The sequence below is a fragment of the Leisingera aquaemixtae genome, assembly GCF_006740765.1.
Classification (GTDB): Bacteria; Pseudomonadota; Alphaproteobacteria; order Rhodobacterales; family Rhodobacteraceae; genus Leisingera; species Leisingera aquaemixtae.
This window is the reverse complement of the sequence record NZ_CP041159.1, coordinates 1554655-1574153: the sequence shown is the minus strand read 5'-3', so window position 1 is coordinate 1574153 and position 19499 is coordinate 1554655. Positions and strand designations below refer to the sequence as shown.

General features: G+C 66.3%; 15 protein-coding genes. 9 read left to right on the top strand and 6 right to left on the bottom strand.

Annotated elements, in window-relative coordinates; genetic code table 11:
* The first annotated feature begins 12 nt into the window (after positions 1–12).
* The 5 genes from R2C4_RS09295 to R2C4_RS09275 all read left to right on the top strand — a co-directional run bounded on the left by R2C4_RS09295 (position 13) and on the right by R2C4_RS09275 (position 7388).
* Entirely contained in the window at positions 13–3489 is a 3477-nt protein-coding gene (locus tag R2C4_RS09295; RefSeq protein ID WP_141890414.1) for a YhdP family protein, read from the top strand.
* Between the two features lie 60 nt (positions 3490–3549).
* Entirely contained in the window at positions 3550–4614 is a 1065-nt protein-coding gene (queA, locus tag R2C4_RS09290; protein ID WP_141890413.1) for a tRNA preQ1(34) S-adenosylmethionine ribosyltransferase-isomerase QueA, read from the top strand.
* A gap of 188 nt (positions 4615–4802) precedes the next feature.
* Positions 4803–6077 carry an MFS transporter gene (locus R2C4_RS09285; RefSeq protein WP_058287008.1) on the top strand — a complete coding sequence of 425 codons (1275 nt, stop codon included), beginning with the start codon at positions 4803–4805 and terminating at the stop codon, positions 6075–6077.
* 138 nt (positions 6078–6215) lie between these two features.
* A complete protein-coding gene (locus R2C4_RS09280; protein WP_058287007.1) occupies positions 6216–6794 on the top strand; it encodes a DUF924 family protein in 579 nt (192 codons plus the stop codon).
* A gap of 138 nt (positions 6795–6932) precedes the next feature.
* Positions 6933–7388 (top strand): GFA family protein, encoded by a 456-nt coding sequence (locus R2C4_RS09275; protein ID WP_141890412.1) that lies wholly within the window; start codon positions 6933–6935, stop codon positions 7386–7388.
* Between the two features lie 7 nt (positions 7389–7395).
* Here R2C4_RS09275 and R2C4_RS09270 read toward each other — a convergent pair whose 3' ends face one another.
* Positions 7396–7872, bottom strand: coding sequence for a hypothetical protein (locus R2C4_RS09270; RefSeq protein WP_141890411.1), 477 nt, complete (start codon positions 7870–7872; stop codon positions 7396–7398).
* Positions 7873–8066: 194 nt separating this feature from the next.
* Between R2C4_RS09270 and lpdA the strand changes: the two genes are divergently transcribed.
* The 3 genes from lpdA (at position 8067) to uvrA (ending at position 13852) form a co-directional block, all read left to right on the top strand.
* Positions 8067–9461, top strand: a complete 1395-nt coding sequence (gene lpdA / locus R2C4_RS09265; RefSeq protein ID WP_141890410.1) for a dihydrolipoyl dehydrogenase — start codon at positions 8067–8069, stop codon at positions 9459–9461.
* A 102-nt stretch (positions 9462–9563) separates the two neighbouring features.
* Positions 9564–10733 carry an MFS transporter gene (locus R2C4_RS09260; RefSeq protein ID WP_244940811.1) on the top strand — a complete coding sequence of 390 codons (1170 nt, stop codon included), beginning with the start codon at positions 9564–9566 and terminating at the stop codon, positions 10731–10733.
* Positions 10734–10993: 260 nt separating this feature from the next.
* Positions 10994–13852 (top strand): excinuclease ABC subunit UvrA, encoded by a 2859-nt coding sequence (uvrA, locus tag R2C4_RS09255; RefSeq protein ID WP_141890409.1) that lies wholly within the window; start codon positions 10994–10996, stop codon positions 13850–13852.
* Between the two features lie 89 nt (positions 13853–13941).
* Here uvrA and R2C4_RS09250 read toward each other — a convergent pair whose 3' ends face one another.
* Positions 13942–14376, bottom strand: a complete 435-nt coding sequence (locus R2C4_RS09250) for an excinuclease ABC subunit A (RefSeq protein WP_141890408.1) — start codon at positions 14374–14376, stop codon at positions 13942–13944.
* A gap of 125 nt (positions 14377–14501) precedes the next feature.
* Here R2C4_RS09250 and R2C4_RS09245 point away from each other — a divergent pair, with 125 nt between their 5' ends.
* Positions 14502–15293, top strand: a complete 792-nt coding sequence (locus R2C4_RS09245; RefSeq protein WP_141890407.1) for a helix-turn-helix domain-containing protein — start codon at positions 14502–14504, stop codon at positions 15291–15293.
* On the opposite strand, the gene R2C4_RS09240 is transcribed toward R2C4_RS09245, so the two are convergent.
* The 4 genes from R2C4_RS09240 to R2C4_RS09225 all read right to left on the bottom strand — a co-directional run bounded on the left by R2C4_RS09240 (position 15290) and on the right by R2C4_RS09225 (position 19448).
* Positions 15290–15637, bottom strand: coding sequence for a hypothetical protein (locus tag R2C4_RS09240; protein WP_082649556.1), 348 nt, complete (start codon positions 15635–15637; stop codon positions 15290–15292). The genes R2C4_RS09245 and R2C4_RS09240 overlap by 4 nt on opposite strands.
* A gap of 98 nt (positions 15638–15735) precedes the next feature.
* Positions 15736–17310, bottom strand: a complete 1575-nt coding sequence (locus tag R2C4_RS09235) for a choice-of-anchor L domain-containing protein (protein WP_141890406.1) — start codon at positions 17308–17310, stop codon at positions 15736–15738.
* Positions 17311–17529: 219 nt separating this feature from the next.
* Positions 17530–18405, bottom strand: a complete 876-nt coding sequence (mmsB, locus tag R2C4_RS09230; RefSeq protein WP_141890405.1) for a 3-hydroxyisobutyrate dehydrogenase — start codon at positions 18403–18405, stop codon at positions 17530–17532.
* Positions 18402–19448, bottom strand: coding sequence for an enoyl-CoA hydratase/isomerase family protein (locus R2C4_RS09225; RefSeq protein WP_141890404.1), 1047 nt, complete (start codon positions 19446–19448; stop codon positions 18402–18404). Before R2C4_RS09225 ends, mmsB begins: the two co-directional genes overlap by 4 nt.
* Positions 19449–19499: the final 51 nt, after the last annotated feature.

Sequence of the window (19499 nt, the reverse complement as noted above, 5' to 3'; positions counted from 1 at the left end):
CAACCATAACCCATGAGCAGCAAAGGGAAAGCTGAGATCAAACCTGCCGGCGAGAATAACCGCGCTGCGGCCGAGGCCGTGCCCGTGCGCGGGCCTGGCCCGGGCCCGGACGCCAGTCTGGCGGCGCCGGCGCGGCGGCGCTGGCGCTGGCGGCTGCTGCGCGGTGCGGTCTGGCTGCTGGCGCTGCTGAGCTTTCTGGCGGCCGGCGCCATCTATTTCGGCCTCGGCACCCGGCTGGATGCGCCGGACTGGCTGCGCCAGCGGGTGGAGACCCGGATCGAGCGGCATCTGAACGGGCTGCAGATTGAATTCGGCGCCATCCATGTGGTCGTCAGCAAGGGCTGGCGGCCGCGGGTCAGCCTCAAGGACGTGGTGCTGCGCCATCCGGACGGCGCGGTGTTTGCCCAGCTGGCGGATGCCCAGGCCAGCCTGGCGATGCGGCCGCTGCTGCGCGGCAGGATCCAGCCCAAGCAGATCTCGCTCAGCGGTTTGTTCGCGGTTTTGCGGCGCAATCCGGACGGCACCCTGGCGCTGAGCTTTGCCAGCGGCGGGCTGCCGGCACGGCAGGCGGGCAATCTGGTGCAGCTGATCAAGCAATGGGACAGCCAGCTGGACAAACCCGTGCTGGCGGCGCTGCGGGGGGTGGAGACCAGCGAGCTGACGCTGTCTTACACCGATGACCGCCTGGGCCGCGCCTGGACCCTGGACGGCGGCCAGATCCGGCTGCAGAAAAGCGGCAGCGCGGTATCGGCCTCGGCGGTGTTTTCGGTGCTGAGCGGGCGCGGCGACGTGGGCACGGTCGAGGCCAGCTATATCTCGGAGATCGGCAGCCCGGAGGCGGAGTTCGGGGTTCTCGTCTCGGACATCGCCAGCGAGGACATCGCGCTGCAGAGCCCGGCGCTTGGCTGGCTGGGGGTGCTGCGGGCGCCGATTTCCGGCTCCTTGCGCGGCGGGGTGCGCAGCGACGGCACGCTGGAGCCGGTGCAGGCCAGCCTGCGGATCGGCGAAGGGGTGATCCAGCCGGAGGCGCAGACCCGGCCGGTGCCGATCACCGGCGCGCGCAGCTATTTCACCTATGACCCGGCGGCCCAGATGCTGGAATTCGCCGAACTCAGCGTGCAAAGCGGCTGGGGCTCCGGGGTGATGCAGGGGCAGGCCAGCCTGGCTGGGATCCAGAACGGGCAGCTGACCGGGCTGACCGGCCAGCTGCGCTTTGCCGATCTGGAGCTGAACCCGCGCCGCCTGTTCGAGACGCCGGTGAAATTCCCGGCGGTGGACGCGGATTTCGATCTGCGGCTGAAGCCCTTCCGGCTGCGGCTGGGCGAGATGCTGGTGCGCGACGGAGCCAGCCGGATCCATCTGGACGGTGAGATCGGGGCCGGGCCTGAGGGCTGGGACTACGACCTGAACGGGCGGGTCGATCAGGTCGGGGCGGACCGGATCAAGCAGCTGTGGCCCGAGGCGCTGGCGTCCAAGCCGCGCGAGTGGGTGAGCGACAACCTGCATGCGGGACTGGTGCGCGACGTGGGCTTTCACATGCGCGGGCGCGGCAGCGGCAAGCCTTTCATCAGCCTGGATCTGGCCTTTGAAGAGGCTGAGGTGCTGTTTCAGAAGTTCATGCCGCCGGTGCGGCAGGCGGCGGGTCAGCTCAGCCTCTACGGCAACCGCTTTGTCGTGACCGCCTCCAAGGGGGTGGTCACGCCGGACCAGGGCGGGGACGTGGATGTGACGGGCACCTCCTTCATCATCCCGGACACCACGGTGCGCGACGGCACCCCCGGCATTGCCCGGATTGCTGCGCGCGGCTCCGTCACGGCGGCGCTGTCGCTGCTGAACCGCGAGCCGCTTGAGGTGATGGACAAGGCGTCGCTGCCGGTCGATCTGGCGGCGGGGCAGGTGGAGGCCACGGGCACGCTGTCGCTGCCGCTGCGCAAGGGCGTGCAGCCGGAGGAGATCCTCTACCACTACAGCGGCGAGGCGCGGGCGGTGGAGACCAGCAAGCTGGTGGCGGGCCATACCGCGGCGGCGCCGCTGCTGAAGATCGAAGGCAACCAGGGCGAGGTGCGCATCAGCGGCAGCGGCAGCCTGTCGGGCGTGCCAGTGACCGTCAGCTGGGCGCAAAAGACCGGCAAGGACGCCCCCCGGGGCAGCCGGGCCGAGGGCACCATCGAACTGTCGGCAGACGCGGTGTCGGCTTTTAACCTGGGCCTGCCGCGCGGATCTGTCTTTGGCAAGGGACAGGGCCGTTACACGGTGGATTTGCAGCCCGGCGCGCCGCCTGAGCTGCAGCTGGAGTCGGACCTGGCGGGGGTCGGGCTGAGGATTGCGGAAATCGGCTGGCAAAAAAGCGAGGCGGCGTCCGGCAGGCTGTCGCTGTCGGCGGAGCTGGGACGGACCGCAACGGTGGAGCGGCTGGAACTGGAAGCGCCCGGGCTGGCGGCCGCGGGCCGGGTGACCACCCGCGAGGGCGGCGGGCTGGATCAGGCGGTGTTTTCCTCGGCGCGGGCGGGCGACTGGTTCCAGGGCGCGGTGACCTTCCGAGGGCGCGGCAGCAACGCGCCGCCCGCCATAGACGTGACCGGCGGCAGGCTGGACCTGAGCCGCTCGCCGTTTTCGGCAGCCTCCGGAAGCGGCAGCGGCGGCGGCGGCGGCAGCAGCGGCGGGCCGGTTCCGATCAGCCTGCGCCTGCAGAACCTGCAGGTCACCGACAGCATCGGGCTGCAAGGCTTTCAGGGGCGGTTCTCGACCCAGGGCGGCATGAACGGGGAGTTCACTGCCCGCCTGAACGGGCAGACGCCGGTGGCGGGCACCGTGGTGCCGCAGAACAACGGCACTGCGGCGCGCATCCGTGCCAATGATGCCGGCGGCGTGTTCCGCTCTGCCGGGATTTTCGAGCATGGCCGCGGCGGCAGTTTCGACATGACGCTGGTCCCCGCGGACAAGCCAGGCGAGTACGACGGGCGGGTCAGCGTGCGCAACATCCGGGTGCGCAACGCGCCGTCAATGGCTGCGATCCTGAATGCGATCAGCCTGGTCGGGCTGCTGGACGAAATGACCGGGCAGGGCATCCTGTTCACCAGCATGGACGCGCGGTTCCGGCTGGGCGGCTCGCATCTGATTCTGCACCAGAGCAGCGCCGTGGGGCCGTCGATGGGGCTGTCTCTGGACGGCAATTTCGATCTGAACAGCAGCCGCCTGAACATGCGCGGCGTGATCTCGCCGGTGTATCTGCTCAACGCCATCGGGCGGGTGCTGTCGCCCCGGGACGGCGAGGGGCTGTTCGGCTTTACCTTCACCCTGCGCGGCACCGCGGACGACCCGTCGGTCTCGGTCAACCCGCTGGCCGGGCTGGCGCCGGGGTTCCTGCGCGAGATCTTCCGCGGCCCGCCGCCGAAAGTGCCGGGGGACGACAGGGCGTTCTCTGTCGACGGCGAAGTGCTGGAGGAGGGCGAGGAACAGGTCCAAACCCCGCGAGGGGCCAACAAGTAAACTGGCTGGGGGTGAAAATCGCCATAGATTTTCCCTGCAGCACATCCTATAGCGCGCGCCATGAAACTCAGCGATTTCGACTTTGACCTGCCCGACGCTCTGATTGCCACCCGGCCTGCCAATCCGCGCAGCTCGGCCCGGCTGCTGGTGGCTGCGGGCGGCAATCTGCACGACGGCCGTGTGACCGATCTGGTGGACTGGCTGCAGCCCGGCGACCGGCTGGTGCTGAACGACACCAAGGTGATCCCGGCGCGCCTGAGCGGGCTGCGCCACCGCGACAGCGCGCAAGGGCCGGTGGCGGCCAAGATCGAGGCAACCCTGCTGGAGCCGCGCGCCGATGGCAGCTGGGCGGCGCTGCTGAAACCGCTGAAAAAGATCCGCGAGGGCGAGGAGATCGTCTTCTCCGATGACCTGAGCGCGACCCTGGAAGCCATCGAGGACGGTCAGGGCCACCTGCGCTTCAACCTCAGCGGCACCGATTTCGACGCCGCGCTGGCCGAGGCGGGCGCGATGCCGCTGCCGCCCTATATCGCCGCCAAGCGCGCCGCGGATGAGCAGGACAAGACCGATTACCAGACCGTCTGGGCCAGGAATTCGGGCGCGGTGGCAGCGCCGACCGCGTCGCTGCATTTCGACACGCCGCTGCTGGAGGCGCTGAAGGCGCGCGGGGTTGAGATTTCCTATGTCACCCTGCATGTCGGCGCGGGCACCTTCCTGCCGGTCAAGGTGGAGGATGTGACCACCCACCGGATGCATGCGGAATGGGGCAAGGTCAGCGAAGGCGCGGCGGCGGACATCGCGGCGACAAAAGCAGCGGGCGGCCGGGTCATTCCGGTCGGCACCACGGCGCTGCGGCTGATCGAGAGCGCCGCCAAAGACGGGCAGATCCATGCCTGGGAAGGCGACACCGACATCTTTATCTACCCGGGGTTCGAATTTCAGGTGGCGGACGCGCTGATGACCAATTTCCACCTGCCGAAATCGACCCTGCTGATGCTGGTCTCCGCCCTGATGGGGCAGGAGGAGATCCGGCGGATCTATGACCATGCGGTGCGCAGCGGCTACCGGTTCTTTTCCTATGGCGATGCGTCGCTTTTGATCCCGGCAAAGGCGGATACACCGTAGAGAAAAGGCGCGAAATCACCGACAAGCGCCGCAATGATGACCCTTGAGCACGCGCGCAGGGTCATGAAACCGAAATCAGAATCGGCGATACCGGCCACGCGAGCCTTGATCGCCCGGACATAACATTCAAATGTGATGGCAGCCCGTCCCTTGTGGAGGGCTGCTTTGCTTTCAAAGGAGGCATCGGAATGCTTCAGGTACTTTCGAGCGCTTGGGCGCTGCTGTTGGGCGTTTGCCTGCTGATGGTGGGCAACGGCCTGCAGGGCACCATGCTGGGGGTCCGGGGCGACCTGGAGGGGTTCTCCTCGTTCGAGATGTCCCTGGTGATGGCGGCCTATTTCGTGGGCTTCCTGGGCGGCTCGCGGCTGGCGCCGGAGATGATCCGGCGGGTCGGCCACGTGCGCGTCTTTGCGGCGCTGGCCTCCTTTATCTCGGCGGTGATGATCCTCTATCCGCTGCTGCCCAACACCATCGCCTGGGCGCTGGGGCGCATACTCATCGGGTTCTGCTTCTCGGGCGTGTATGTGACCGCCGAAAGCTGGCTGAACAACGCCGCCGACAACACCAACCGCGGCAAGGCGCTGTCGCTGTACATGATCGTGCAGACCATCGGCATCATCACGGCGCAGGGGCTGATCCAGGTCGGCGACCCGGCCGGGTATGAGGCCTTCATCATCGCGTCGATCCTGGTTTCGATCTCTTTCGCGCCGATTTTGCTGTCGATCTCGCCGACCCCGGCCTTTGACACCACCAAGCCGATGACCCTGCGCAAGCTGTTTGAGACCTCGCCCCTGGGCTGTGTCGGCATGTTCCTTCTGGGCGGGGTGTTCTCGGCCCAGTTCGGGATGAGCGCGGTGTACGGCTCTGCCGCCGGGCTGACCCTGACGCAGCTGTCGATCTTTGTCTCCGCCTTTTATGTCGGCGCGCTGCTGCTGCAGTATCCGCTGGGCTGGCTGTCGGACCGTATGGACCGCCGCTTCCTGATCCTGATCGCGGCCCTGGCGGGCGGCGGCGGCGCTGTGGCGGGCTTCCTGTTCGGCACGGATTTCAAGATGCTGCTGGTGGCGGCCTTCTTTATCGGCGGCCTGTCGAACCCGCTGTATTCGCTGCTGATCGCCTATACCAACGACTACCTGGAGCATGACGACATGGCGGCGGCCTCGGGCGGGCTGATCTTCATCAACGGGCTGGGCGCCATCGCCGGGCCGCTGATCACCGGCTGGCTGATGGGGGATGCGGTGTTCGGGCCTCCGGGCTTTTTCACCTTCATCGCCGCGCTGATGTTCGTGATGGCCGGCTATGCGCTGTACCGTGCGACCCAACGCGCTTCGATCCCGGTTGAGGAGACCGGCAGCTATGCCGCTATGTCGCCGACGGCAACGCCGGTGGCGGTCGAGTTTGCCCAGGAATACGCAATCGACACCGAGCTGGAGGAGCAGGAATCCGCCGCTGCGGAGAAGTGATTGCGCTAACCAGCCGTTTTCGTGAGGATTATTTCACTCGCAGGTCTTGCCTGTCGCAATTTGTGACCCAAGGTTACTTGTAATGGCAACGTAAAATGGCCTGAAATCAGGGTCAGGAAAAACTTGGAGTTAAGACCGATGGCTGGTCCCAAAGAGATACTTGCATTCTGGCTCGACGAGGTCGGGGAGAAGGGATGGTATCTGCAGGATGAGGCGCTGGATCAGGAGATCCGCACAAAGTTTCAGAAAACCTGGCAGGAGGCTTGCGAGGGCAAGTTCTCCTTCTGGCTGACCTACCCGAGCGGGACGCTGGCCTATGTCATCCTGATGGACCAGTTTCCGCGCAACATGTTCCGCGGCAAGGGCAAGGCGTTTGCCTCTGACCCGGCGGCGCTGTCGGCGGCCAAGGTGGCCATCAACAAGAAGTGGGACATGAAAATCGACGAGCCGGCGCGGCAGTTCTTCTATCTGCCGCTGATGCATTCGGAGAACCTGTGCGATCAGGAACGCTGCATCCGGCTGATGATGGAGCGGATGCCGCAGACCGGCCGCGCCAACCTGCTGCACGCCCGCGCCCATCGCGAGGTGATCCGCCAGTTCGGCCGCTTCCCCTACCGCAACGAGGCGCTGCACCGCGCCAGCACCGCGCCCGAGCGCGACTATGTCATGTCGGGCGGCTACGGCGAGACCGTGCGGCAGATGCAAGCGGCTGGCTGACGCCGGCGCTGCTGGAAGATTTTAACGCCGCGCCTGGAAACGGGCGCGGCGTTTTCTGTTGCGTGGTCCCTTGTGCCAAGGGGCGGCCTGCGGCAGGGAGGGGCTCTGTATTTCGAACACGCCATTGAGGACCGCCGCATGACCACAGCAGAATTTCCGATGACCGGCAGCTGCCGCTGCGGCGCGACCGTGATTGAGGTTTCCGCCGCGCCGGTGCTGACCGCGGCCTGCCACTGCCGCGGCTGCCAGAAGATGAGCGCCAGCGCGTTCTCCCTGACCGCGATGTTTCCGGCGGAGGCCTTCCGGGTGGTGCAGGGCGCGCCGGCCGTTGGCGGCGCCAAGGGGCCGGAGCTGGCGCATTACTGCTGCCCGGAATGCATGACCTGGATGTTCACCCGCATCACCGGCGTCGAGGCGTTTGTGAACGTGCGTCCGGTGATGTTCGGCGATATCAGCTGGTTCCGGCCGTTCGTTGAAACCTGGACCGCTGCCCGGCTTCCCTTTGCCGGGGTCGCGGCTGAGCACAGTTTTGCGCAGTTCCCCTCGATGGAGGAGTTCGGCGCGCTGCTGGAGGCCTTTGCCGCGGCGCGCTGATGCCGGGTCAGCTGCCGGGTTGGCCCGGCGGCGGCGGGCAGGCGCTGCCGTCCTGCAGCAGCGGGACGGCGCGGATGATGCGGCCGGCGAGTTCCGCCGCGCCGGCGCGGCCGGCCTGTTCCGCCGATTGCAGCGGCAGCTGCCGGACCCCGGCCAGATTTGTCTGCAGCTGGTCCAGGCGCTCCTCGATACGGCCGAGGCGGGCCGCTGAGGCGGTGTCTGCTCCGTCCAGGCCTGCTCCGTCCTGCCCCTGTCCGTCTTGCCCCGGTCTTTCCTGAAGGGCGGCGCGCAGGCTGGCCAGATCCTCCCGAAGCCCGGTTGCGGCGGTGTGCAGCGGGGCAACCTGGCTGGCGATCTGCTCCGCATGGGCGGTGACGGCAGAGGCGGCGGCCATCAGCTTCCACCCCAGAAACAGACACAGCGCCAGCAGGATCAGGGTGGCGTTGAGAAGGGCCTTGGCAAGATCGGCAACCGTCCGTTTCATATTCTTCCGCTCCCGGCTGTGGATTGCTGTGCATGTTTCAGCTTATGCTGGCCCGGAACCAGCCTCGCTGCCAAGCGGAAACCTGCCGGAGCGCGCAGGGCCGCAATGCCGCAGAAGAGGATGATTGCAGTGCAGAAAGAAATAGTTTAACGGTAAACTAGTTTTATGGATCCTGTTCAAGGCGAGGGGACAGCATGGCCGCACAATCCTATGACGTGATCGTAATCGGCGCCGGGCCGGGGGGCTATGTTGCCGCCATCCGCGCAGCGCAGCTGGGGCTGAAGACCTGTGTGGTCGAGCGCGAGCATCTGGGCGGCATCTGCCTGAACTGGGGCTGTATCCCGACCAAGGCGCTGCTGCGCTCCTCGGAAGTGTTCCACCTGATGGAGCGCGCCAAGGATTTCGGCCTGAAGGCGGAAAACATCGGCTATGACCTGGACGCGGTGGTGAAACGCTCGCGCGGGGTGGCCAAGCAGCTGTCTTCCGGCATCGGCCATCTGATGAAGAAGAACAAGATCGACGTGGTGATGGGCGAGGCGTCCATTCCGGCCAAGGGAAAGGTCTCGGTCAAAACCGACAAGGGCACGCAGGATCTGACCGCCAAGAACATCGTGCTGGCCACCGGCGCCCGTGCCCGCGAACTGCCGGGGCTGGAAGCGGACGGCGATCTGGTCTGGACCTACAAGCATGCGCTGGACCCCGTCCGGATGCCGAAGAAGCTGCTGGTCATCGGCTCCGGCGCGATCGGCATTGAATTTGCAAGCTTCTACAACACGCTCGGCGCCGAAACGACGGTGGTTGAAGTAATGGACCGGGTGCTGCCGGTGGAAGACGCCGAAATCTCCGCCTTTGCCAAGAAGGCCTTTGTCAAACAGGGCATGAAGATCATGGAGAAAGCCATGGTCAAGCAGCTGGACCGTGGCAAGGGCAAGGTGACCGCCCATATCGAGGTGGGCGGCAAGGTCGAGAAGCACGACTTTGACACCGTGATCTCCGCCGTGGGCATCGTCGGCAACGTCGAGGGCCTGGGGCTGGAAGAGCTGGGCGTCAAGGTCGACCGCACCCATGTGGTCACGGACGAATTCTGCCGCACCGGCGTTGACGGCCTTTATGCCATCGGCGACATCGCCGGCGCGCCCTGGCTGGCGCACAAGGCGTCCCACGAGGGCGTTATGGTGGCCGAGCTGATCGCGGGCAAACACGCGCATCCGGTCAAGCCGGAAAGCATTGCAGGCTGCACCTACTGCCAGCCGCAGGTCGCCTCCGTCGGCTATACCGAGGCGAAGGCGAAGGAGCTGGGCTATGACATCAAGGTCGGCCGCTTCCCCTTCATCGGCAACGGCAAGGCGATTGCGCTGGGAGAGGCCGAGGGCATGGTGAAGACCATCTTTGACGCCAAGACCGGCGAGCTGCTGGGGGCGCATATGGTCGGCGCCGAGGTGACCGAGCTGATCCAGGGCTATGTGGTCGGCCGCCAGCTGGAGACCACCGAGGAAGACCTGATGAACACCGTCTTCCCGCATCCGACGCTGAGCGAGATGATGCATGAATCGGTGCTCGACGCCTATGGCCGCGTCATCCACATGTGACGCAGCATTCCCGCGCCGCAGCTCTTGCCGCGGCCGGGTTTAGCGGGCAGGACAGGAAAAGCAGGCGCGGGTGCCTGCTTTTTCTATTAGAGGGCAGACAGTTTGACGGATGGCGGAACCTCCCGCTGGGGGCTGATCCTGGCGGTCTGGGCGGCGGGGCTGGGGGCGGCGGCGCAATACGGCAAGATTTCGGTGATCTTCGGCCGCATGGGCGAGCTGTACCCGCAGGCGGGAACGGCGCTCAGCTTCTCGGTGTCGCTGGTCGGGATGCTGGGCATCCTGCTGGGCGCGGTGGCGGGCCCCTATGCGGCGGCCTTCGGCTACCGGCGCACGCTGGTCTGGGCCTTGGGGGCCGGGGCGGCGGTGTCGGCCTTGCAGGCGCTGCATCTGCCGTTCGGGCTGTTCCTGGCCACGAGGGTGGCTGAGGGGCTGTCGCATCTGGGCATTGTGGTGGCCGGTCCGGTGCTGATTGCGCAGCTGAGTTCCGACCGCGGCCGGGGTCTGGCGATGACCCTGTGGAGCACGTTTTTCGCCGTGGCCTTTACCGTGCTGGCGTGGTTCGGCCTGCCGCTGGTGCGGGCCTGGGGCCTGCTGGCGCTGTTTGCTGCCCATGCGGCGGTGATGGCGGGGCTGGCGGTGCTGCTGGGCCTTGCCCTGCGCGCGGTGCCGGTGCCGCCGCGGGCGCCGCTGCCGCGGCTGGCGGAGCTGCCGGGCCTGCATCTGCCGATCTACCGCTCGCCCTGGATTGCGGCGCCGGCCGCGGGCTGGCTGTTTTACACTTGCTGCTTTGTGGCGGTGCTGACGGTGATCCCGCCCTATATCGCGGACACCGCGCGCGGGCTGGTGCTGGGGACGATGCCGCTGGCCAGCATCGCGGTGTCGATGACGCTCGGCGTCTTCCTGCTGCGGTTTCTGCCCGGGGTGCGGCTGGCGCAGCTGGGGTTCCTGGCCTGCGCGGCGGCGGCGCTGTGGCTGTGGGCCATGCCCGGCGCGCCGCTGGCCTGTATCGCGATGGCGGGCGCGATGGGGCTGGTGCAGGGCGGCTCCTTTGCCGCGGTGCCGCAGCTGAATGAAACCGCCGTGGCGCGGGCGCAGGCCAGCGGCGCGATGGCGCAGATGGGCAATTTGGGCAACACCATCGGCACGCCGCTGATGGTGCTGTCGCTGTCCGCGGCGGGGTTCGGCGGCATGATGGCGGCGCTGCTGGTGCTGTTCCTGAGCGGCGCGGCGGTGCATCTGCTGCTGGCCGCCCGGCGCCGCGGGACGGCCTGACGCAAGCGCTCCCGCCCGCCGCCGGTCCCCAAGGGGGACCGCCGCCCGTTGGGCCTAGCGCCGCGCGGGGCGCGGCGCGCCGGATTTCGGGGAAATCCGGACCGGCAAACGCAGGCGGTGCGGCTGCTGCCAGCTGCTGTCAGCAAACTTCCTCTTGTTCGTGATATGTTCTTTATGGGGGCTTGGCGTTTCCAATCGCATTCCCTATCTGTAGGGCTGGCGTCCGCCAAGGGGTCGGCGGGCGCGTGTACGGGGGCATTATGGCTGAGCTGAAATCCATCGAAGTGCGCGGTGCGCGCGAGCACAATCTGAAAAGCATCGACGTGGACATCCCGCGCGATGAGCTGGTGGTGATCACCGGCCTGTCCGGCTCCGGCAAATCCTCGCTGGCGTTCGACACAATCTATGCCGAGGGCCAGCGCCGCTATGTGGAAAGCTTGAGCGCCTATGCGCGCCAGTTCCTCGACATGATGGAAAAGCCGGATGTGGACCACATCAGCGGCCTGTCTCCCGCGATCTCGATCGAGCAGAAGACAACCTCGAAGAACCCCCGCTCCACCGTCGGCACGGTGACGGAAATCTATGACTATCTGCGTCTGCTGTTTGCCCGCGCGGGCACGCCCTATTCGCCGGCCACCGGCAAGCCCATCGAGGCGCAGCAGGTGCAGGACATGGTCGACCGGATCATGGAGATGGAGGAAGGCACCCGCGGCTTTCTGCTGGCGCCGATCGTCCGCGACCGCAAGGGCGAGTACAAGAAGGAATTCCTGGAGCTGCGCAAGCAGGGCTTCCAGCGGGTGAAGGTCAACGGGGAGTTCTATGAGCTCGACGAGCCGCCGGTGCTGGACAAGAAGTTCCGCCATGACATCGACGTGGTGGTCGACCGTCTGGTGGTGCGCGAGGGTATGGAGACGCGGCTGGCGGACAGCTTGCGCACCGCGCTGGACCTGGCTGATGGCATTGCCATTCTGGAAACCGCGCCCAAGGAGGGCGATCCGGAGCGGATCACCTTCAGCGAGAATTTCGCCTGTCCGGTCAGCGGTTTCACCATCCCGGAGATCGAGCCGCGGCTGTTCTCCTTTAACGCGCCCTTCGGGGCCTGCCCGCATTGCGACGGCCTGGGGGTGGAGCTGTTCTTTGACGAGCGGCTGGTGGTGCCGGACCAGAGCCTGAAGGTCTATGACGGCGCGCTGGCGCCCTGGCGCAAGGGCAAGTCGCCCTATTTCCTGCAGACCATCGAAGCAATCGCCAAGCACTATCAGTTTGACAAGAACACCGTCTGGAAGGACCTGCCCGAGAAGGTGCAGAAAGTGTTCCTCTATGGTTCCGGCGAGGAGGAGATCCAGTTCCGCTATGATGAGGGCGGGCGGGTCTACCAGGTGGAGCGGACGTTTGAGGGTGTCATTCCGAACATGGAGCGGCGCTACCGCGAGACCGATTCCAACTGGATCCGCGAGGAGTTCGAGCGCTACCAGAACAACCGCCACTGCCACCACTGCGAGGGCTACCGGCTGCGGGACGAGGCGCTGGCGGTGAAGATCGCGGGCGTGCATGTGGGGCAGGTGGTGCAGCTGTCGATCCGCGAGGCGCTGGCCTGGATCGAGGATGTGCCCAATCACCTGAGCCAGCAGAAGCAGGAGATCGCCCGCGCCATCGTCAAGGAGATCCGCGAGCGGTTGGGGTTCCTGAACAACGTGGGGCTGGAGTATCTGACGCTGTCGCGGTCCTCCGGCACGTTGTCCGGCGGCGAGAGCCAGCGGATCCGGCTGGCGTCGCAGATCGGCTCTGGCCTGACGGGCGTTCTCTATGTGCTGGATGAGCCGTCGATCGGGCTGCACCAGCGCGACAACGACCGGCTGATCGGCACGCTGAAGAACCTGCGCGACCAGGGCAACACGGTGATCGTGGTGGAGCATGACGAGGACATGATCCGGCAGGCGGATTACGTCTTTGACATCGGCCCCGGCGCCGGGGTGCATGGCGGAGAAGTTGTGAGCCAAGGCACGCCTCAGCAGATTGCCTCCGACGCGGGGTCGATTACCGGCCAGTACCTGGCGGGCACGCGGGAGATCCCGGTGCCGGGCAAGCGGCGCAAGGGCAACAAGAAGAAGATCAAGGTGGTGAAGGCCACCGGCAACAACCTGAAAGAGGTGACGGCGGAGTTCCCGCTGGGCAAGTTCGTTTGCGTGACAGGTGTGTCGGGCGGCGGCAAGTCGACGCTGACCATCGAGACGCTGTTCAAGACCGCCTCCATGCGCCTGAACGGCGCGCGCCAGACGCCGGCCCCCTGCGAGAGCATCAAGGGGCTGGAGCATCTGGACAAGGTGATCGACATCGACCAGCGCCCGATCGGCCGCACGCCGCGGTCGAACCCTGCGACCTATACCGGCGCCTTCACCCCGATCCGCGACTGGTTTGCCGGCCTGCCGGAGGCCAAGGCGCGGGGCTACAAGCCGGGCCGGTTCTCCTTCAACGTCAAGGGCGGCCGCTGCGAGGCGTGCCAGGGCGACGGGGTCATCAAGATCGAGATGCACTTTTTGCCCGACGTCTATGTGACCTGCGAAACCTGCAAGGGCGCGCGCTACAACCGCGAGACGCTTGAGATCAAGTTCAAGGGCAAGAGCATTGCCGATGTGCTGGATATGACGGTGGAGGACGCGCAGGGTTTCTTCCAGGCGGTGCCGGCGATCCGTGACAAGATGGACGCGCTGATGCGGGTGGGCCTTGGCTATATCAAGGTGGGCCAGCAGGCGACAACGCTGTCGGGCGGCGAAGCGCAGCGGGTGAAGCTGTCGAAAGAGCTGTCGAAACGCTCCACCGGGCGGACGCTGTATATTCTGGACGAGCCAACCACGGGACTGCATTTCGAGGATGTGAAGAAGCTGCTGGAGGTGCTGCACGAACTGGTGGAGCAGGGCAATTCGGTGGTGGTGATTGAGCACAATCTGGATGTGATCAAGACTGCGGACTGGATCATCGACATCGGCCCGGAAGGCGGCGACGGCGGCGGTGAGATTGTCGCGGCGGGCACGCCGGAAGCGGTGGCCGATGAGCCGCGCAGCCACACCGGGCACTATCTGAAGGACATTCTGGCGGCGCGGAAGGTGGCGGCGGAGTAGGGAGAGGGGCGCTGCCCCTCTTGGCCTTGCGGCCAATTCACCCCGGAGTATTTTGGGAAAGATGAAAGGGGGCGGATCCGCCCCTTTTCTTATGCCGTTTGGGCGGAGGCGGGGCGGGCCAGCAGCAGCGGCACCAGGAACAAGGCCAGGAAGGCCGAGTTCATCACTACGTTGAACCAGGCGCCCGCGGCGAGGGAGCCGAGGCTGTCGGGGATATACCAGGCCAGCAGCGCCGGAATCAGCAGCCGGCGGCCGAGCGCGGGGCCGGTGCTGTAGATATGATGTGTCACCAGATAGATCAGCACGCTGAAACCGCACATCAGGCCGCCGCTGATAGCGGTCATCAGGGCGGCCGGACCGGGCTGCGGCCGCTGCCCGCCGTCCAGCGGCAGAAAGGCCAGATCCAGAAAGAAGCCGAGGCCGTGTGCAAGCGGCGTTGCCAGCGCCAGCACCAAGGCCAGACCGAAGGCGGCGGACAGTACCGCGGCGGTTTTGAGCCAGCGGACGGAAGCGGAATGGGTCATCGGAACCTCCCTGTTGTGAACCGGCCCTAGACTGCGGGCAGGCAGGGAGAGAAAACAATTACCTTGGAGGGAAGTGTTTTTGTGCGCGGCTGCGGTAGAGTAGGCGCAGGCAGGAGGCAGCGGCGATGGCAGGCTTTGGCGGGGTTTTGAAGAAATGGCGGCAGATCCGGCGGCTGAGCCAGATGGAGCTGGCGCTGAGCGCCGGGGTGTCGCCGCGGCATCTGTCGTTTCTGGAGACCGGGCGCGCGCAGCCCAGCCGCGGCATGGTGCTGCGGCTGAGCGAGGAGCTGCAGGTGCCGGCGGCGGCCCGCAACCAGCTGCTGACGGCGGCGGGGCTGGCGCCTGCCCATGTGCGGCGGGATCTGAACGATGCGGAGCTGGCGCCGTTGCGTCAGGCGGCGGAGCGGATGCTGGAGCGGCATGAGCCCTATCCCGCCATGCTGATTGACCGGCACTGGCATCTGGTGGACATGAACCGCGCCGCGGCGCTGATGCTGGGCAGCGCGTGCATCACCCGGGGCAGCAGCCTGATCGAGGCGCTGCTGGGCAATGCCGCGCTCAGGGCGGCGCTGGACAATCTGGAGGAGGTCGAGCGGCACAGCCTGGCGCGGCTGCGGACCGAGCTGGCCAGTTTCGGTGCCGACCCGGTTCTGGAGCAGGCGATCGCGCGGCTGCAGCGCCGCGCGGCAGAGCCTGGGGGCGCGGACGACGGGGTCCTGCCCGCGGTGATCCCGGCGCGCTACCGGATGGGCGGGCAGGTGCTGTCGTTCTTTTCCACCATCACCCAGTTCGGCGGCACCGGCGATCTGGCGATGTCGGACCTGCGTATCGAGATGCTGTTCCCCGCCGATGAGGCCACCCGCGGCAGGCTGGAGGCGATGGCCGGGCCGGGCGGGGAAACCGGCGCTGGCGGTTAATTGTCCAGCACCGCCCCGGCGCCGATCAGGCGCAGCACCTTATGGGTTTCGCGGTTGACCTGATAGACATAGCCGCCAGCCTCGACATAGCTGCCGTAGGGATCCGGCGCCCAGCCGCCTGGCTCGCCGATCCAGACGTAGTCATCCAGAATGTGATCGCCGCGGCGGTAGAACTTTTTCGCCTGAGACGGAGGCACGCATTGCGCGGCTTGTCTGGTCAGACCGGCCGGGCATTGGAAGCTGGCCTGCTCAGGCTTGTCGTGGCCATTGCCGGCCGCCAGCGGAATGGCCAGCGCGCAGGCAGCGGCAAGAACGGTGAAGGGAACAATGTGACGGCGTACCATTTAAAGCGGATCCTCATTTCGCTGCCCACCACATAACCGCCCCTGCGGCAATTCCAAGAGCGCACGGAAAGGGGTGGCGGCAGGCTGCCGGTTGCCGCTTACGCGGCGGCAATAACCCGCGCTTCGAAGGCGCGCAGCGACAGCCGCGCGGCGGCGCCGCAGCCGCGGCCGCTTTTTGCGCACAGTTCCGGGAACAACTCGCGGATTTCCGCCTGCGTGTCCGCGTCAAAGCCGGCCGCGGTTTCCGGACCGGGCTGATAGCTTTCGCTGAGGGCGCCGTTGGCCCAGAGAATCTGGTGGCTGCCGAACAAGAGGTGGAAGTAGTCCGCCTGCGCCAGCTCCAGCGCCGGGCGGATGGTGGTGCCGTTGACCAGGTCCTTGGCCTTGACCAGCACTTCGGGTTCGCCGAACAGCAGCTCGGCCAGCGGGCCGGAGACAACCATCCGGTGCTGGGGCGAGACATAGAGGTCGCAGCTGTTGCCGAAGCTGCCTGCGGCAAAGCGGATCGGGGCGGTCGCGGCGGTGCAGGCAGTGCGGCGGCTGCCGGTCCACTGCAGCACCTGCGGGCCGTTGTCCAGGGTCAGGACCTCCATGCCGGGGCGCAGATCCTCGACCGGAACCTCGCCGCCGGGCACCCGGATCAGGGTGCCGCGCAGGAAGCAGGGGACGGTCTGGTTGATCTCCACCAGGCCGGTGTCGGAATTGCCCTGGCCGTTGTCCGCGGTGTAGTTGAAGTAAACCGTTTCCAGGTCGCCGTCGGTGACCACGGTGAGGGTGCCATCGGCGTTCAGGGTGATCTGCTGGCCAGTGGTCAGCGTGACGGTGTCGCCGGCTGAGACCTCGTAGTCGTTGATATGGGTGATGCTCAGCGTGCCGCCGGCGGCGGTGCTGTCGTTCTCCAGGACATCAATGACCCTGGTTTTGCCGATGGCGATGTCTTCCTGATCGTCTTCGGCAACAATCGCGGTCTGCACCGAACCGCCGGCAATCAGCAAGTTGGTGTCATAGGCAATGTCGGAGGTATCCGCGACGCCGATTTTCAGGGTGTTGACTTCACCCGCCGTCACCGGTGCGACAAACGTCAGGGTGATGGTGAAGCCGTCCATCTCCGTGTTGAAGCTGTCGCCGGTATTGTCGACATAGATGTTTTCGGTGCCATCGTTGATATTGCCGATCGAGGCGGTGCCGTCGCCGATGGAGACCTTCGCCTCGACCCCGTTCACCCAGACGCCGATCACGTCGTTGTACTGCGAATTCACGAACTCCGGGTATTCCTCGGAAGACAGCACGAAATCGATGGTCAGCGTGTCGCCGTCGGGGATGAATTCGACCTCGAGAATGGAGGCATCATAGGTCTGGGTGCCCGCCAGCGTGTTGAAATCCGCATCCCCGTCCACACCGCTGGTGTTGGTGGTAGTATCGGTTCGCTGGTTGGTGTTCGTGCTGCCGTCGCTGTTGGTGAAGTCGCGGGCGTGGCCGGTTGACAGGATCACCCCGGAATCCGCAGGCGCCACTCCCGGGGTAGTGGTGTCCGCGCCGGAGTAGATGCCCGAGGACAGCGCATCGCCGCTGTAGGCGGCGCCGGTCACCGTGACGCCGTCGCCGAAGATTTCCTCTGCCATCTGCAAAGCGCTGGCAGTGGTGTCGATGCTCAGTTCCGTTGCGGTTGCCATGGCGTCCAGTCTGCCTCCGGGTGCGCGGGGTTTTACGGTCGCTTACCGGAATGGTGGAGAAGTTAGACAGAACTGTGGCGCGGCGGCGTCTAAATCCGGATGTTTAATAAAACTCTACGGGTTTTCGCGGGGCGCGGAAAAGCATCAGGCCGGCCCTGTGCGGGGCCGGCCTGAAGCGGTGCTGTGGTTGTGCCGGATGCGCCGGAATGCGCGCGGGCCTCAGCCTTCGCGGCCGCGCTTTTCGAACCGGGGCAGCATGGCAGAGAAGTCCATGCCCTTGCCGTCTTCTTCCTCAACGAACTTCTTGTAGAGCGCCATGGCCAGTTCGCCCATCGGCGTGTCGGCATCGGCACTTTCGGCAGCCTGCTGGCTGAGACCCAGATCCTTGAGCATCAGTTCCGACGCGAAACCGGGCTGGTAGTTGTTGTCCGCGGGCGACTGCGGGCCAACGCCGGGGGCAGGGCAATAGGCGTTCATGGTCCAGCTGTAGCCGGAGGAGGTGGAGACGACGTCGAACATCTTCTGCCGGTCGAGGCCCAGCTTGTCGGCCAGGGCAAAGGCCTCGCAGGTGGCGATCATGGTGACGCCGAGGATCATGTTGTTGCAGATCTTGGCGGCCTGGCCGGCGCCGGCTTCGCCGCAATGCACGGCCTTCTGGCCCATGATGCCGAACAGCGGCTCTGCTGCCGCAAACGCCTCTGCCGAGCCGCCGGCCATGAAGGTGAGCGTGCCGCCCGCGGCGCCGCCGATGCCGCCGGAGACCGGCGCGTCCACGAACATCAGGCCCGCGTCCGCAGCCTGTTCGGCAACCGCGCGGGCGGAGTCCACGTCGACGGTGGAGCAGTCGATGAGGGTCGCGCCCTTGGCCATTGCCGGGATCACCTCAGCCGCGACAAGGCGCAGGATGGCGCCGTTGGGCAGCATGGTGATCACGGCATCGGCGCCTGCCGCGGCCTCGGGGCCGGAGGCGGCCATCTGCACGCCCTCGATGCTGACATCGGCCATGTCAAAACCGGTCACCTCGTGGCCGGCCTTGGCCAGGTTCGCGGCCATCGGGCCGCCCATGTTGCCAAGTCCGATAAATCCGATCTTCATGCGTTTTCCTCCTCAAATGTCAGCGCCTGCGCGCCGAGCGGCGCCAGCATCTCCTCAACCGCGGAGGCGGGAACTGCCTGGCTGGCGTATTGCCACTGCGGATTGCGGTCCTTGTCAATGATCTGGGCCCGGATGCCTTCCAGGAAATCGCCCTTTTCCATCGCCCGGTAGGTATAGCGGTATTCCAGGTCCAGCGCGCGGCGGATGGCGGGGCCATCGGCGCGCAGGCGGCGCAGCATTTCCAGCGTGCAGGCCATCGACAGCGGCGAATTGCGGTTCAGGGACTTCAGCGCCGCCGCCGCGAAGCCGCTGCTGTCTGCCTCAAGGCTTTGGCGGATGGCTTCGAGGCTGTCCTTGCCGAAATGCCTGGCCGCGTCCGCGCGGATGCCGCGCAGCTTGCCTTCGGGGGCGGGCTTGGCGGCGTCCTCGACCCGTTTGGCGGTGCCGGTTTCCTCCAGCGCGGCAATCAGTGCGGGCCAGCCGTCCTGCGGAATGAAGTAGTCGGCAAAGCCTGCGAGGATGGCGTCGTCCGCGCCCATCCGCGCCGCCGTCATGCCGAGGTATTCGCCGAGGTGATCCGGCGCCAGGGCCAGCATCAGGGAGCCGCCCACATCCGGCACCAGGCCGATGCCGACCTCCGGCATGGCGATCTGGCTGCTTTCGCCGACCACCCGGTGGGTGCCGTGGCAGCCGATGCCGACGCCGCCGCCCATGGTGAAGCCCTGCATGAAGCTGATCACCGGCTTCTTGTACTCGAAGATGCGCGCGTTCAGCCGGTATTCATCGCGCCAGAAAGTGCGGCCATAGGAGTAGTCGCCCTTGGTGCCGGTGTCATAGAGCTCGGCAATGTCGCCGCCCGCACAGAAGGCCTTTTCGCCTTCGGCGTCGATCACCACCAGCTTGACGGCATCATCCTCAGCCCAATCGCGCATAGCGGCGTCGATCGCCATGCACATCTCGTAGCTCATCGCGTTCAGCGCCTTGGGGCGGGTGAAGGTGATGCGGCCGGCCTGGCCGGACTTGCGGATATGGATATCACTCATCGGGCGTGCTCCGTCAGTATGTCTTGCCGCGGGCAGTGTGCTGATTGCAGG